This is a genomic window from Micromonospora sp. NBC_01412 (assembly GCF_045040215.1).
GTDB lineage: Bacteria > Actinomycetota > Actinomycetes > Mycobacteriales > Micromonosporaceae > Micromonospora > Micromonospora rubida.
The window spans coordinates 4,561,176-4,576,677 of record NZ_CP109528.1; the positions used below are offsets into that span (position 1 = coordinate 4,561,176).

General features: G+C 70.0%; 10 protein-coding genes. 8 read left to right on the forward strand and 2 right to left on the reverse strand.

All coding sequences use genetic code 11. From position 1 onward, the window contains the following. Positions 1 to 61: 61 nt before the first annotated feature. From pglW to OG617_RS20945, 6 genes are all read left to right on the forward strand, one after another. Positions 62 to 4,195 (forward strand): BREX system serine/threonine kinase PglW, encoded by a 4,134-nt coding sequence (pglW, locus tag OG617_RS20920; RefSeq protein ID WP_405094739.1) that lies wholly within the window; start codon positions 62 to 64, stop codon positions 4,193 to 4,195. Further along, entirely contained in the window at positions 4,192 to 7,683 is a 3,492-nt protein-coding gene (gene pglX, locus OG617_RS20925; protein ID WP_405094740.1) for a BREX-2 system adenine-specific DNA-methyltransferase PglX, read from the forward strand. The genes pglW and pglX overlap by 4 nt, the downstream gene beginning before the upstream one ends. Positions 7,684 to 7,779: 96 nt before the next feature. Continuing rightward, positions 7,780 to 8,934 carry a DUF4407 domain-containing protein gene (locus tag OG617_RS20930; RefSeq protein ID WP_405103855.1) on the forward strand — a complete coding sequence of 385 codons (1,155 nt, stop codon included), beginning with the start codon at positions 7,780 to 7,782 and terminating at the stop codon, positions 8,932 to 8,934. After that, the gene (locus OG617_RS20935; RefSeq protein ID WP_405094741.1) at positions 8,931 to 9,434 is read left to right on the forward strand and encodes a hypothetical protein; all 504 of its coding nucleotides are present in this window, start codon (positions 8,931 to 8,933) and stop codon (positions 9,432 to 9,434) included. Before OG617_RS20930 ends, OG617_RS20935 begins: the two co-directional genes overlap by 4 nt. Positions 9,435 to 9,714: 280 nt before the next feature. Beyond that, entirely contained in the window at positions 9,715 to 9,981 is a 267-nt protein-coding gene (locus OG617_RS20940) for a hypothetical protein (RefSeq protein WP_405094742.1), read from the forward strand. 60 nt (positions 9,982 to 10,041) lie between these two features. After that, positions 10,042 to 10,848 carry a hypothetical protein gene (locus OG617_RS20945; RefSeq protein WP_405094743.1) on the forward strand — a complete coding sequence of 269 codons (807 nt, stop codon included), beginning with the start codon at positions 10,042 to 10,044 and terminating at the stop codon, positions 10,846 to 10,848. Between the two features lie 97 nt (positions 10,849 to 10,945). Here OG617_RS20945 and OG617_RS20950 read toward each other — a convergent pair whose 3' ends face one another. Next, the gene (locus tag OG617_RS20950; protein ID WP_405094744.1) at positions 10,946 to 11,134 is read right to left on the reverse strand and encodes a DUF397 domain-containing protein; all 189 of its coding nucleotides are present in this window, start codon (positions 11,132 to 11,134) and stop codon (positions 10,946 to 10,948) included. Further along, the gene (locus OG617_RS20955) at positions 11,127 to 12,008 is read right to left on the reverse strand and encodes a helix-turn-helix domain-containing protein (protein WP_405094745.1); all 882 of its coding nucleotides are present in this window, start codon (positions 12,006 to 12,008) and stop codon (positions 11,127 to 11,129) included. Before OG617_RS20955 ends, OG617_RS20950 begins: the two co-directional genes overlap by 8 nt. Positions 12,009 to 12,281: 273 nt before the next feature. Here OG617_RS20955 and OG617_RS20960 point away from each other — a divergent pair, with 273 nt between their 5' ends. After that, positions 12,282 to 12,533, forward strand: coding sequence for a hypothetical protein (locus OG617_RS20960; protein ID WP_405103857.1), 252 nt, complete (start codon positions 12,282 to 12,284; stop codon positions 12,531 to 12,533). After that, positions 12,530 to 15,388, forward strand: coding sequence for a DNA-processing protein DprA (locus OG617_RS20965; protein ID WP_405094746.1), 2,859 nt, complete (start codon positions 12,530 to 12,532; stop codon positions 15,386 to 15,388). Before OG617_RS20960 ends, OG617_RS20965 begins: the two co-directional genes overlap by 4 nt. Positions 15,389 to 15,502 lie beyond the last annotated feature (114 nt).

A 15,502-nucleotide genomic window follows, 5' to 3' on the forward strand; every position in this document is an offset into this window, starting at 1 on the left:
GTAGGACGGTCTGGTTATCCGGGAGTGGCACTGATGATCGCGCAGGAACGCACGGTGCGGCATGCGTGAGGACTCACCGCGCTGGGAGCAGATCAATCCGAGTGCGTACCAGCACGAGCAGGAGGGCCTGCGCGAGCTGGCCGCATACCTGCCGGACGCGGAGCCCTACCGCGTCTGGGCCAACGTGGAGTTCGTCGGCACCGACGGCTCGATCAACGAGGTCGACGCCCTGGTGCTCACCCGCAGCGGCCTCTACGTGCTGGAACTCAAGCACTGGCAGGGCCGGGTGTCGGGGGACGGCCAGCAGTGGCGGCGGCACATGCCCAACGGGCGGACCCAGGTCATCGACAGCCCGCTGATCCTGGCCAACCGCAAGGCGAAGCGGCTGCGCAGCGTCATCCAGCAGTACGCCCCGCACGGCGCGAAGGTCCCCTACGTGCAGGCGGCGGTCTTCCTGCACGCCGCCAACTTCCGCTCCGAGCTGGACGAGATCGGCCGGCAGCACGTCTACGGGCTCGAAGGCGGCAACTCGAAGCTGCCCGGCCTCAAGGAGTTGCTGCTCGCCCAGCCGGTCGACGTTCGGCACCACGTCGACGCGGTGCGCGGCCGGCAGATCTTCGAGATGGTCCGGGGAGCGCGGATCCGCCCCTCGGTCGCCGACCGCCGGGTCAATCAGCTCGTGCTGCACCAGCGGCCGTTCGCCGAAGGCATCGGCTGGCAGGACTTCCTCGCCGACCACACCGCCGGTGCCGAGCTGCTGCGCCGGGTCCGGTTCTACCTGACCAGCCGGGCCGCCGAGGAGGACGTACCGAAGATCAAGCTCGCCGCGGAGCGGGAGTTCCGGCTGCTGCAGGGCATCCACCACCCCGGTATCGCCCGCGCCCTCGACCTGGTCGAGCACCCGTGGGGCCCGGCGGTCGTCTTCGACCACCGCCAGGAGTGGGTACGCCTCGACCAGTGGCTCGCCGAGCGCGACGGCCGGCTGCAGCTCGCGCAGCGGCTGCAGCTCGTGCAGGACCTCGCCGAGATCGTCGACCACGCCCACTCCCGGCGGCTGTCGCACCGCTCGCTGAGCCCCCGGGCCGTCTTCGTCTGCGACCCGGAGAGCGCCCGCCCGAGCCTCGTGGTGACCGACTGGCAGACCGGCGGCCGGCTGCCGGGCACCCGGGTCACCACGCTCGGCTCCCCGACCGACCCGGCCAGCCTGGAGCTGTTCTTCGACGACGTGGTCCGCCGCTACCAGGCACCCGAGGCGGCCATCCTGGAGGAGCTGCCGGGCCACCAGCTCGACATCTTCTCCCTCGGTGCGCTGGCGTACCGGATCTTCGCCGGGGCCGAGCCGGCGGCCTCCGCCGAGGAGTTGCTCGCGGCGGTGGCCGACGGCGGCCTGCACCTCGACGCGGTCGTCGACGGCATGCCGGACGCGCTGGTCTCGGCCGTCTACGACGCGACCCGGGGCGACCCGGCGCAGCGGATGAAGCGGGTCGGGGAGTTCCTCACCTGGATCGACCTGGTCTGGGAGGAGCTGACCGCGCCGGAGCCCGAGCCGGTGCTGGACCCGCTGCAGGCCCACCGGGGCGACGTGCTCGACGGCGGCCTCACCGTGCTCGGCAACCTCGGCAGCGGCGCCACCGCGATCGCTCTCTCCGTCGCCCAGCAGACCCCCGAGGGCCGGCGCGAGCTGGTGCTCAAGGTGGCCCGCGACGAGCAGTACGCCGACCGGTTCGCCGCCGAGGCCCACACCGTCGACAGGCTGCGCGACTCTCGGGTCGCCGCCCTGGTGCAGGGCCCGATCAAGGTCGGCAACCGCACCGCGCTGCTGCTGGAGAACGCCGGAGAGCGCACCCTCGCCGAGGACCTGCGTGGCGGCCGGCTGGCGCTGGGCCTGCTGGAGCGCTACGGCCGGGACCTGCTCGAGATCGTCGCTTTCCTGGACGGGCAAGGCGTCTGGCACCGGGACATCAAGCCGGCCAACCTCGCGTCCCGCCCCCGGCCGAAGGACAAGCAGCCGCACCTGTGCGTCTTCGACTTCTCCCTCGCGGCCGTGCCGGCCGACCAGCTCACCGCCGGCACCACCGCCTACCTCGACCCGTTCCTCGGGCCGCCGCGCCGGCTGCGCTTCGACGCCGCCGCCGAGCGCTTCGCCGCCGCCGTCACCCTGTACGAGATGGCCACCGGCGCGCTGCCCCGGTGGGGTGACGGCGCGAACCCGGCCACCGTCCCCGACGAGGTCACCCTCGACCCCGCGGCCTTCGATTCCTCGGTCGCCGACCGGCTCGTCGCCTTCTTCGCCAAGTCCCTCGCCCGGGACACCGCCGACCGGTTCGACACCCTCGACGAGATGACCGACGCCTGGCGGGCGGTGTTCCGGGAGATCCCCGAGCCGGCGGCGCCCACCGACGACACGGGCGCGGTCGCCCCGCTGGGCCGCAGCTCGCCCCTGGAGGCCACCGAGCTGACCGCGCGGGCCCGCTCCGCCCTGGAGCGGCTCGGCATCACCACCGTCGGCGAGCTGCTGGACGCCGAACCGTCCGCGCTGACCCGCGCCCGGGGCGTCCCCGACGCGACCCGCAAGGAGATCCTGGCCCGCACCCGGGAACTGCGCGACCTGCTCGAGGCCGAGCCCGAGCCGGCGACTCCGGTCCGGCCGTACGCCCAGGGCGTCGAGGCGCTCTGCGCCACCCTGCTGCCCGAGGTGACCGGCCGGATCGCCTGGCACCGCACGGCCGTGCAGGTGCTGCTCGGCCAGGCCGCCGACGACAAGGGAAGCCACCTGCGCTGGCCGTCCCAGTCGGACGTGGCCCGGGTGACCGGCAAGCAGCAGCCACAGATCTCCACCCTGCTCAAGCGGATCGTCACCCGGGACTGGCAGCCGAACGCCGCCCTCGGCCTCGTCCAAGACGAGATCGTCGCGCTGCTCGACGGGCGCGGCGGGGTGGCGTCCGGCGAGGAGATCGCCGAGGCGCTGATCGCCGCCCGCGGCTCCTACACGGCCGAGCCGAAGCGCACGGCCCAGGCGATCGGCCTGGTCCGCGCCGCCGTGGAGACCGAGCTGGCCCGGGGCGGCGATGCCCGGCTGGCCATGCAGCGGCTGCGCGGCGGCGACACCGTGCTCATCGGCCGGGAGCCCGACGACCCGGGCACCGAGCGCACGGCCGACGACCTGCTCGGGTACGTGACCCGGCTCGGCCGCCGGGCCGCAGTCCTGGCCGGCGCGGACCCGCTGCCCACCCGGGCCCGTGCCGTGGAGGAGCTGCGGGCGCTGGAACCCCCGCCGGCCGGCATGCCGCCGCTGAGCGACGCGCGACTCCTCCAACTCGCCGCCGCCGGCAGCGGTGGCGAGGCTGCCGTCAACGCGCAGGGCCAGCTCTACCCGGCGGAGAAGATGCCCGCCGAGCGCGCGCTGCGCCTCGCCTCGGGCGCGCTGGTTGGCCAGAGCCTCGACCCCGAGACGGTACGCGCCAGAGTGCACACCCGGTTCCCCCGCGCCGAGGAGCTGCCGCCCCGGCCGAAGCTGGACGGCCTGCTGCGGGAGATCCCACTGTTCTGGGATGCGGCCACCGGCCGGTACGTCCCGCCGGACCGCACCTCGTCGGTCACCGGCACCCGCTCGTTGAGCACGATCGGGCCGATCCTGGAGCCCGACGCCGACGAGCGCACCCGCCAACGGCTCACCGACGCCATCGACCGGCGCGGCTTCCTGGTGCTGCTCACCTCGATCCGGCGGCCGGGCCGCGCCCGTCGGGCGCTGCTGGACCGGTACGACCTTGCCGAGGTCGACGTCACCGCGATCATGCTGGAGCGGCTGCGGTCGCTCGGCTTCCCCTGGGAGGTGATCGTCGCCGCCGACACCGGCCGGTCGACCGACGCCGACTTCCGGTCCCTGGTGGAGCTGTTCCAGCACGAGGTCATGCCGACGATCGAGCGGGCGCTCGCCGACACCGACAGGCCGGTGCTGATCACCGAGGCCGCGCCGCTGGCCCGCTACCAGCAACTCCGGCTGGTCCAGGAGCTGGCCGACCCCACCCGGCCCCGCCCCGCCGCCCGGCTGCTGCTGGTGCCCGTCCGCCGCACCGAGTCTGCCCTGCTCGACGGCCAGCAACTCCCGCTCACCTCCCCGGCCAGCCAGACGCTGTGGCTGCCCGAGGAGCGGAGCGACGCCCCCGCCCTGGAGAGAAGGAACGTTCCCCGATGATCCCCCTGAAGGCCCTGCAGGCTCAGGTCACCGCGCTCACCGACGACCTGCGCGGGCAGGTCGCCCGGGACTCCGAGCTGAAGTCGTCGCTGGACAAGGAGCACGCCCGGGCGAAAGAGGCGAAGCGCACTGCGGGGACGTTCGAGACCTGGCTGGAGGACGTCCTCGACCAGGCGGCCGTCGCCTGGGTGCTGGGCTGCGTGTTCGTGCGCTTCTGCGAGGACAACGAGCTGGTCGAGCCGCTGTGGATCGGCGGGCCGGAGCTGGCGGCCCCGGCCGAGCGGGCGGTGCAGCACCGCCAGCAGTACCTGATCGACAACCCCCGGCACAACGACCGGGAGTGGCTGCGCGAGGCGTTCGAGTACCTGCGCGGGCTGCGGGCCACCGGCAAGATCTTTGACGAGCGCAACCCGGTGTGGCGGTTCGACATCTCCGGCGAGGCGGCCGAGAGGCTGTCGGAGTTCTTCCGGCGTGGGCCGGGCCTGGCGTCGCTGCGGGTCGAGGATCTCGACACCCGCTTCCTCGGCGACCTGTACCAGGACCTGTCGGTGCACGCGAAGAAGACGTACGCGCTGCTGCAGACGCCGGACTTCGTGGAGGAGTTCATCCTCGACCGGACGTTCGAGCCGGCGGTGAAGGAGTTCGGCCTGCCGGAGACGTCGGTCATCGACCCGACCTGCGGGTCGGGGCACTTCCTGCTCGGGGCGTTCGGCCGGCTGGTGAGGATGTGGCGGAAGCGCGAGCCGGCGACCGACATCCGGGAGTTGGTGGAGCGGGCGCTCGGGCAGGTCACCGGGGTGGACATTAACCCGTTCGCGGTGGCGATCGCCCGGTTCCGGCTGCTGATCGCGGCGATGAAGGAGTGCGGGCTGACGTCGCTGGAGCGCACGCCAGCGTGGACGGTGCGGGTGGCGACCGGTGACTCACTGCTGCACTGGGGGCGGAAATCCCGGCACCAGGGGGACATGCTCGCCGAGCTGGAGGGCGGGAACGCCTTCGCGTACGTGACCGAGGACGCCGACGTGCTGGCTGCCTACCTTGAAGAGGGGCAGTACACGGTGGTGGTCGGCAACCCGCCGTACATCACCGTCAAGGACAAGGCGCTGAACGACCGCTATCGGAGTGAGTACCCCGATGTCTGTCACCGGCAGTACGCGCTGACGGTGCCGTTCGCCCAACGCTTCTTCGACCTGGCCAAGCGCTCTGACGAGCACGGCGAGGGTGCCGGACACGTTGGCCAGATCACCGGTAACGGGTTCATGAAACGCGAGTTCGGCAAACATTTGGTGGAGAACTACCTCTCTCACAAGGTCGAGTTGACCGAGGTCATCGACACCTCCGGTGCCTACATCCCCGGCCACGGCACGCCAACCGTGATTTTGGTCGGACGGCCCAAGGACCGCCGGCACTCTCGAACCGTTTTGACTGTTCTCGGTATTCGAGGAGAACCAGCCCAGCCGGAAGACCCCGCTGTAGGGCTGGTGTGGTCAGCCATCAAGGCGGGTGTGGATGACCCGTCAACCCCGTCCGACTGGGTGACCGTGATCGGCCTTCCGCGTGATCGGCTCGCCGCACACCCGTGGAGTCTCAGCGGGGGCGGGGCAGGCGATTTGGTTGCTGTGCTGGAGGCTGATGCGATCAAGATGTCGAAGCTCATCGACCTACCCGTAGGGCGTGCCATCAGGGCCGGGGCTGATGAAGCTTTCATGCGACCGCTCGGCCGGAAGCTCCGGACCTCGGCCCACTCCGACGCCCTGCGCCCACTGCTGATCGGCGAGGTGGTTCGTGACTGGAACTCGTCCCCCGAAGACACGATCTGGTATCCCTACGACGCGGCCCTTGATGAGGCAGGACTCTCCGTTGAGTTGTGGCCCTGGAAGGCGATGCTGGCGGCGAGGCGAACCTTCCAGGGAAGCATGGCTGATGCCGGCCTTCGCTGGTGGGAGTATCACCAGCACACTGCTTCCGCCTATCGGACGGCCCTGTCCATCGCCTTCGCGTTCGTGGCGACGCACAACCACTTTGTGCTAGATCGTGGTGGAAAGGTATTCAAGCAGTCGGCGCCGGTGATCAAGTTGCCGGAGGGGGCGACGGAGGATGACCATCTGCGGCTGCTTGGGGTGCTGAACAGCTCGACCGCCTGCTTCTGGCTCAAGCAGGTCAGCTACCCAAAGGGCGGTGATCCGATCGGGGGAGACGGAGCAAGAGTCAGCGCAGAACAGTGGTCTGATCGGTACGAGTTTACTGGTACGAAGATTCAGGAGTTTTCGCTGCCGGAGGTGTATCCGGTGGTGTGGGCGCGGTTGCTCGACTCGCTGGCGCAGCAACTCGCCGTCCTGACCCCGGCAGCGGTCGCGGAGTCCGGCGTGCCGACTCGGGAGCGGTTGCGGGCGGCGCACGCCGACCACGACGCGACCCGCGCACGAATGATCGCAGCGCAGGAGGAGTTGGACTGGGAGGTCTACCGGCTCTACGGGCTACTTGAGGGGGAGCTGGCCTGCGCCGAGCCGCCGGCATTGAATCTGGGCGAGCGGGCGTTCGAGATCGTGCTGGCGCGGAAGATGGCGGCCGGCGAGGTGGAGACGCAGTGGTTCGGGCGGCACGGGTCGACGCCGATCACGGAGCTGCCGGCGCACTGGCCCGACGACTACCGAGCGCTGGTGCAGCGGCGGATCGAGGTCATCGAGTCGGATCGCAACATCGCGCTGATCGAGCGGCCGGAATGCAAGCGGCGCTGGGCCACCGAGGGCTGGGACGCGATGCAGGCCAAGGCGCTGCGGGACTGGCTGCTGGACCGGCTGGAGGCATCCGAGCTGTGGGGTGACCGGCCGACGCCGCAGTCGGTCGCACAGCTTGCCGACAAGGTGCGCCACGACGAGGACTTCCGGTCGGTGCTGGAGCTGTGGGTCGGCCGCGACGACTACGACCTGACGAAGACGCTGGCGAAGCTGGTCGCCGACGAGCACGTGCCCTACCTCCCCGTCCACCGCTACAAGTCGTCCGGGCTGCGCAAGCGGGCGCAGTGGGAGCGGACCTGGATGCAGCAGCGGCTGGAGGACGCGGGCGAGGACGTGCAGATCGCGGTGCCGCCGAAGTACACCTCGGCCGACTTCGCCAAGCCGTCGTACTGGCGGGCGCGGGGCAAGCTCGACGTGCCGAAGGAGCGGTTCATCTCGTACCCGAAGGCGGGCCGAGACAACGACGGCACGGAACTGCTCGGCTGGGCTGGGTGGGACCACCTCGCCCAGGCACAGGCGCTGGCGACCGTCTACCTGGACCGGAAGCTGCAGGCGGCTTGGCCGGCGGAGCGGCTGCTGCCGCTGCTCGCCGGCATCGCCGAGCTGGAGCCGTGGCTGCACCAGTGGTACGCCGACGAGCGACCCGGCTTCCCCGGCTCACCCGCACAGTTCTTCACCGACCTCGTTGATGCCGAGCTTTCTCAGCTTGGCGCCTACCGCGCCACCCTGGCGGTGCACGCGAACGGCTGATCTCACAGTGGTGGACGAGGCCAGTAGAGCGAACCTGGAGACCAATTGAGCGGCCACTCCATTCGATCATTCAGTGTCACGCGGCTCCTGCGCTCGTTGGCCGGGGCGCGCGAGGACATCCTCACCCTGGTGCCCAGCGAGCGGATCCGGTACACGAGCCTCGGGTCCGTGGTGCTGATCACGACCACTTTTGCGACGCTGTCCCTCGGCTTGGCCCTCTACTACTCCTTCGGCTATTTCAACTGGTCGATCCCGTTCATCGCGCTGCTTTGGGGAGCCCTGATCCTCAGCCTGGACCGGTGGTTGGCTACGGCCTCCGGCGTCAGCGCCGTACGGCAGGCGATTTCGAGGACCCTGAGCAGGCTCGCGTTGGCGGTCCTGCTCGGAGTCATCCTGGCTGAGCCGTTGCTCTTGGGCATCTTCCACACCGCCATCGAGGAGCATGTCGCGAGATCGAGGCAGGAGTCCGTCCTGCGACTGGAAAGCGAGCTGCGGGCCTGCAACGGCCTTGTGGCCGACGGGACGCCGCCCGTCCCCGACTCCCCGGCGTGTGAAGGGCGGCGGCTGGATTCATTCGATCCGGTGCTGGTTAAGCTCGATGATCTATCGCGCACCAGACGGGAGGCTGCGACGCTCCAGGCGGAGATCAAGTTGATCTCCTCCGAGGCCAGTCGCCTCCAACAGGAGGCGGTCAAGGAATGCACCGGGAAAGCTGGCGAAAGCGCTAGCGGCAGGCCGGGCCAAGGGCCGAGTTGCATGCTCAAGCGCCAGATCGCGGATCGCTATGCCAGAGACAGCGGCCTCTCCGACAAGCAGGACCAGCTACGGAAGCTGAACGCCTCGACCGCTGCCCTTCGCGAGGAATCGGGGCAGTTCCTGGCCCGTGCCTCCGAAGATGTCGAGGGGGAGATCGAGACAGAGGTCGCCAGGGCACGCCAGAGCCAGGGCAAGGTCGGCATTATCGAGCGACTGAAGGCCCTGGGCGAGCTGACCGCCGAGGGGGGATACGTAGCTGCCGCTGAGTGGACCCTCCGCCTGACGATCATCCTGATCGAGATGCTTCCCGCCCTGATGAGGATCCTGATGGGCGTCACGGGCCACGATCGCGTCGTCCGAATGCTCGAAAAGGAGAACATCGACTCGCTGGTGGCCCATCGAGCGACTGTCGCAAGGGACCTGTTCAGGGCGTTGGAAGAGCGCCAGCAGGACTTTACGTCCGAGATTTCCGGCCGGCCGGGGGTGCGAGGATGACGGAGACCGCCAGCCGGGACGGGGCGGGGACGGATGGCTGGAGCGCTGGCGACGACTCGGTCGGTGCGCCCTTCGACTTCGCAGGGGGCACCAGGGATCTGCATGAGGCGCTGCGGCAGATCCAAGAGGAACTGACCGGTGGCGACACCCCGCTCGACTTCGGCCGGCAGGGCGCGGCCGAACTCCTCAAGGCGAACACCCGTCTAATCAGGGAGATCGGGATTCGGGCCATCCGGATCGCCCGCCTGCGTGGCCTGGAGACCGTCTCCAAGATTCACATCGATGCCGCCACGAAGGAGTTAATCCGCACCGACGGCGACACCTGGCGCACGTCGGCCCTGGCCTTCGGCGGCGCCTTCCTTGGGGCAGGCATACAGGAACTGATCACCTTCTGGTTCACCCCGGCTTCCCCCAAGGGCCGGGTCCTCGTCATGATGACCTGCCTGGTTGTGGGCGCGGGCTTGCTCGTCTACGGCTTGGATCTCAGACGCAAGAACTGATCCCCCCTTCGCGACCGTCAGCGAGCTGGTCTGATCTTTCGGACGTAGGCGGAACACACGGTGCGGCTGAAGGTGAGCGTCTGGGCCGTCCAGGTGCTGTCGCAAGGAGGCTGCCGCATAGGTACTGCTCGGCCCAGGTGCCCTGGACTGCGTCGCTCACAGGGTTTCCGTAATATTGTCCGTTTCCGAGTTGGCCGGTGAGGATCGCTGTCTCGGTTGCGCCAACCGGGGTGGCTGGTACTTTGGTACTTGGGTAACCTGTCCACCAAGAGGGGGAGTAATGGCTACCGCCGCCACGCCGATCAAGGTAGATACCCAGACCGACCAGTTGATCTCTCATGCTGCTCACTTCCTCGGTCGCTCGAAGAAGGATGTCGTTGACGTTGCAGTGCGTGAGTTCATCGAGAATCATCGTGCGGAGATCCAGCAGGCAGTGGGCGAAGCTCTTCGTCAGCTTGATGGCTCCACCGCTGGCTCTGTCGCTCTTCTGACAGGAATGTCGCGCAGCGAACTCGACGAACTTGGTGGCTTCTCGGAATCGAAGTAATTCGTTGGCCGTGCCGTCCCTGCGCTGTTCTAGTGCGAGGGTTTGGGCTAATATCGCGGAGTGAGCCAGCCCACCCCCTACTTCGTGAGGCCGACTAAGCGATGCTTATCGGATCTTGGCTTGAGTTTTCCTGCCCTGGAGCTTCCCTTGCACCAAGTCAAGGATGCTCTCGTTGCGAAGTCGCAGCAGGTTCCGGAAGAGGTTGGAGCCGGTAGCGCAGAACGTATTCGGGCGATCAAAGACTGGGTCTGGTTCAAGGTCAAAGTCAGTTCTTTCCGTGGTGCCGTCACGGAACTTGATCATGCCGTCGACCACGGCCCGGAGATCGCTGAAGCCGGTGCGCGGTGGTGGATGGGAGCGGCCGGCAAGCGTCAGGAGGACAGCGGCGATGACTTCTACCGGTCGCTTAAGGCAGAGGTGACGCGCGCCGGCCGGGGTACGGGCTCCACGAGTTCCGGGCATCTTCTGCCTGCTGAGGTGGACATCCGCCGGCTGAGAGCCGAGTTGGCTGTGCAGGTAACTCTGGGCATCAATACGGTAGTCAGGAAGGCCATCGCGGCTTCGATAAAAACCGGCAAAGTGTGCACAGCGACCTTCAGCCATCATAGGATCGCCGCCCTAGTCAGGGCCCGTGACGGCGAAGCCTACCTTGCGGTCACTGCTGAGGGATTCATTGACCCTCGCCTGCTTGCTGTGATTCTCGGTTCCGTGCCGCACGTCGCACACAGTGATTGGCTTCCCGAGCCGCAGGGCGAGTTTGGGATCGAGCCTGAGCCTGGTCAGATCGTTTACTCCACGATAGTCTCGGCTGCCTCTCAGGCTGCGATGATGGAAGAGTTCTCCGGCGAAGAATTGTCGGATTTCTGACTAGCCTACGCATTTCAGGCTGCCCACACGGGCTCAAGGCTCTGGGTGGGCACACACCGCCCCCGGCGGGTCTGCCGGGGGCGGTCTCGGTACGGAGTCAGCGGCGGAGTGCGCCGACGAACGTGCTCCAAGCGGCGGGGTCGAAGGTGAGCGACGGCCCTTCCGGGTTCTTGCTGTCGCGTACGGCGACGATGCCAGGCAGGTTGTTGGCCACCTCGACGCAGTCGCCGCCGTTGCTGCCGCTGCGGGTGCTCTTGCGCCAATGCGCGCCGGTCAGATCAACCATGGTGGACCTCCTCGATGATCTTGTTGATGAGGTGCCTTGATTGTCCTTCATCAAGGGCGAGTTGCTCCAGGCTCACCCAGACCTTCTCGTAGGCGGCGAACTCCTCCGGCCGGTCGAGGTAGAGCGCTCCGGTCCACGACTCGCTGTAGATCACCGGGGGCTCTGGGGTGGCGCGGTTGCCCAGGGGAAACTCCAGCATCACGAAGGTGCCCGCCTCAACGCCTCGGTGCAAGCCGACCGAGAGTGGCAGGATCCGGATGCTCACGGATCCCCGCTCGCCAACATCAAGCAGGTGGCGCAATTGCTCAGCCATCGCCGGTCGATCGCCCACGATCCGCAGGAGCACGCCCTCCGAGATCACGACATCCATCCTTGGCGCTGCCGGCAGCCGACGTGTCAGCAGCGCCTGTCGCTGTAGCCGCACCTGAACCAGGCGTTCCCGCTCATCCTCGGTCACCTCGGAACGGTGCTGATACACGGCGAGCGCATAGCTTCGGGTTTGTAACAGACCAGGAATCAGCGATTCGTCGTATCGCCGAATCCGGCAGGCGGCGGATTCGAGGCCGACGTATAACTCGAACCAGTCTGGGATGGCGTCGCCGTAGGCGTGCCACCAGCCCTTCGCCCTGGTCTCGCCGGCCAGGGCGAGGAGTGCGCGGGTCAGATCGCCCTTCGTCCGGTACAGCTCGCACATGGCCCGGACGTCCACGCTGCGCGCCGAACCGAGCCCGCTCTCGATCCGCCACACCTTCTGCCTGCTGCACTCCAGCGCCTCGGCGGCGGCGTCGAGGGTTATCCCCGCCTCGTTGCGCAGGTCACGCAGCGCCCTGCCGAGCCTGCGTCGGGGCACCGTCGATCCCATGTCCTCGGCCATCCGGCCTCCTTCCCGGTTGCGTTTTGCAACATCTCGACGCCCGTCCTGAAACACCGGAATGTTGCAGACAATTGGCTGAACAGTGTGAGCGGGCCTTCGTTGTTATAGCGCTTCAGACCTTACAAGATGGCTCTGACAAAGGCGATGACCGTGGAATTTCCACCATTCATCAATTGCTAATCCAGTCAGCCGTCCGAGAGGGAGTGGGTCTGTCGTGCGCGCGCTTTTTCGTCAACCGTGTTCGGTCGGGTCGGTGAGTCCGGCGGCCGGCCGGTGAGCCCGCGCTGGGTGGCGCACCTGCCGTTCACCGCCGCCGACCTGCCCGCCGCCCGCCGGTTCGCCGGGGCACTGGCCCGGTCGGTGACCTTCCTGCCCGACGTGGACGCCGGGGAGACGACCGTCTCCGCCGAGGACGACCAGGGCGTACGCCATCGGGTCTTCTGCGACCTGCCGCTGCCGGACCGTACGCGCTGCGTGCGCCGCACCGACCACGACGGGCCCTGCACGGGCCGGCCGCCCCGGTGACCGGCGCACCCACCGTCGCCTGCCCCGACTGCGACGGCGTGACCTTCCGCCTCGACCCCTGCCGCTGCACCCGCTACGGCGACCGGTTCCTGGCCGACGACGGTCCGCCCGGCGGCGCGGACGCCCTCCGGGTGCCGTACCGGAAGTGCGAGCTGTGCCGGGGCGCCGGCACCATCGCGATCGCCTGCCCGGGCTGCGGCCGGCGCGGTCGCCGCTCTGCGCAGCTCGTGCTGACCGTGGCCAACCTGGACACGGGCGCGGTCGCGTCCCACCTGGTCGCGCCCGGCATCCTCGACCCCCGCCCGGACCCGGCGGGTGACTGGGTGGCCGACCTGACCCCTCGGGTACACGAGCTGGCCGCCGCGACCGGCGTGGCCGCCGCCGTCGACCCGCTGGCCGTACGGCTGCCGCCGGCCTGGCGGCCCGACCTGCCGGCGGACGAGCGGCACGAGCTGGAGGGCCGGGCCGTCGCCGAGGCCGCCCGGCCGGCGTGGCGGGTGCTGGTGGGCCGGTCGACCGCGCCGCCCCCGCTCGACCCCGCCGCCCGGCTGGCCCGGCTCTGCGCGCTGGCCGACCTGCTCCTGCTCGACCTGGTCGTCGAGGCCCGCCGGCACGGCGACGCCCTCCGCTGGGACGTCCGGTACGAGGTGCCCGGCTCGCCCGTGCCCACCGGGCCGACGGAGCCCCACGCGGACCTGTCGGCAGCCCTGGCCGCCACCGACATGGCCGGCGCGCTGGCCGGGCTCGGTGAGCGAGGCCGCAGCGCCCCCGCCCGGATGCTCCGCCCCGACCTGCCCCGCCCCCTTCACCCGACGGCGACCGACGTGGCCGGGATCGAGCGCCGGGTCCACGCCGACTGCGCCGGCCCGGCGGATGGCGGCGGGCTGCCCGGTGCGCAGGCCGTCTGGCGGGACGGGCGCTGGTGGCACACCGGCCTGGGCCACGGCGAGGCGGTCGAGACCCTGGTCGGGCAGCCCACCGGCCAGGTCGTCCGCCGGGTGCGGGTGCCGCTGCGCCGGCTCGCCGAGCCGCCGGACCCGACCTGGCTCGGCGAGCCGGTGTCGTGGCGACCCTGTCCGGACTGCCGCCCGTCCGGGCTGTCCTGCGTCACCTGCGGCGGCACCCGCCGCCTCCACCGGACAGTGCTGGTGACCATCACCGACCTGCGGCACCGGGTGGTGCACCTGGCCTGGCACGCGGGAGCGCCGGACGTGGCGACGCTGGCCGGTAACAAGTCGGACGGGCGCGCGTCGGTGCGGCTGTCCGGCCGCTACCGGCTGGGCGCGTGGGCGACCGGCTTCGGGGTACGCCCGGAGGACCTCACCGAGGCCGACGGTGGCCACGAGATCCCGCCGGACGTGCGCGAGGGCTACGTCACCCTGCCCTGGGCGGGCGCGGACCCGGTGGGGGAGCGTCCGCCCTGGGCTGCCCGCCGCGCGCCTGCTGGTGGCCGCGGTACGCCCCGACGCGCCCCCGCTGGCCGAGCTGCTCCGGCTCGCCCACGGCCTCGACCTGGCCCTGGTGGTGGGCATGCTCGACCTGCGGGGGCACCCGGCCGACCCGCTGCGGGCGCACGGGCTGCTCTGGTCGGTCGACCTGCGATCGCTGGCCGCCCCGGTCCGCCCCGACGACCTGCCGTGCCGGCCCAGCCTGGAGGCGGCCGTGGTGGACTGCCTGGACGGCCTCGACGCCTCCCTCCCCGAGACCGGTCCGACCGACCCGGAGGCGGCGGTCCCGTTGCCGCAGTCGGCTCCCCGCCCACTGCCGGCCGACCCGGTGCCGGCCCTGCTGCGGCTGGCCGCCCAGCACGCCGGGCAAACGGTGACCGCCCGGTTCACCAGGGCCGGGTGCGCCGTCCACCGCCACGACGACGGGGGAGTCCGCCTTGTCGCCGTAGGCCCCGACCTGCGGATCCCCGATTGACGGGCCACGCGGGGGCCATGGACCGGGCGATGGCGGAGCGGGCGGCGCTGGTAGCGCTGCTGTGGCAGCCCGACATGGGCTGGTCCGACGCCGCCCACGACGTTCAGGAGACCGGCAGCGCGCTCGGCGTGCTCGGGCGGGTCGTCGGGCAGGCGGACACCCTTTTCCCCGACGAGCGCTCCGTCGACTCGCTGGTCGAGGTTGCCGCCGCCGATCTGGCCGCATGGCAGTCCGAGGGCATCACGGTGCGGGCCTTTTTCGAAGACGACTATCCCGCCCAGCTCCGCGACATCCGGGAGATGCCGCCGCTGCTGTTCACGCGGGGAGATCTCCGGCCCGACGCCCGAGCCATCGCGGTGGTCGGCAGCCGCGAGGCGAGCGACCGGGGGGTGGCGATCGCCCGTTCCGTGGCGACCTCGCTGGCAGTTCGGGGCGTGACGGTGGTCAGCGGCCTGGCGAAGGGCATCGACACCGCCGCCCACCAGGCGGCGCTGGCCGCCGGGGGGCGCACCGTCGCGGTCATCGGCACCGGCATCCGTCGCCACTACCCGGCCGTCAACCGGGCACTGCAGGAGCACATCGCTGAGGTCGGCCTGGTGATCAGCCAGTTCTGGCCGGACGCAGCCCCGACGAAGCAGAGCTTCCCGATGCGCAACGCGGTGATGAGCGGCTACGCCGCCGCCACCGTCGTCGTCGAGGCCGGCGAGCGCAGCGGTGCCCGGATCCAGGCTCGACTCGCCCTCCAGCACGGCCGTCCGGTGGTGCTGACCAGCCAGGTGATGCGACACGATTGGGCGCGTTCGTTCGCCGACCGGCCCGGGGTTCACGTGGCGCATGGCACGGCCGAGCTGGTGGAGGCCATCGACGCCATCCTCGACAGGATGCCGGCCGCGACCGAGCTGGAAGGATTTCCTGAGTTCGCCAGCCTCTGACCCGGGCCTGATGTCCGGAGGCTAGGTCTGTCCAGAATCTGACTCTTCTCGTGGTTGCTGCTGACTGTGCTGCCCACTGTCGCCGCGCTGAGCTGCGCCTTCTCGGACGATCGG

Bases quoted from the DNA above. Each gene is read 5' to 3' on its own strand.
- pglW (WP_405094739.1), top strand. From the start codon at position 62: ATGCGTGAGGACTCACCGCGCTGGGAGCAGATCAATCCGAGTGCGTAC.
- pglX (WP_405094740.1), top strand. From the start codon at position 4,192: ATGATCCCCCTGAAGGCCCTGCAGGCTCAGGTCACCGCGCTCACCGAC.
- OG617_RS20935 (WP_405094741.1), top strand. From the start codon at position 8,931: ATGACGGAGACCGCCAGCCGGGACGGGGCGGGGACGGATGGCTGGAGC.
- OG617_RS20940 (WP_405094742.1), top strand. From the start codon at position 9,715: ATGGCTACCGCCGCCACGCCGATCAAGGTAGATACCCAGACCGACCAG.
- OG617_RS20950 (WP_405094744.1), bottom strand. From the start codon at position 11,134: ATGGTTGATCTGACCGGCGCGCATTGGCGCAAGAGCACCCGCAGCGGC.
- OG617_RS20955 (WP_405094745.1), bottom strand. From the start codon at position 12,008: ATGGCCGAGGACATGGGATCGACGGTGCCCCGACGCAGGCTCGGCAGG.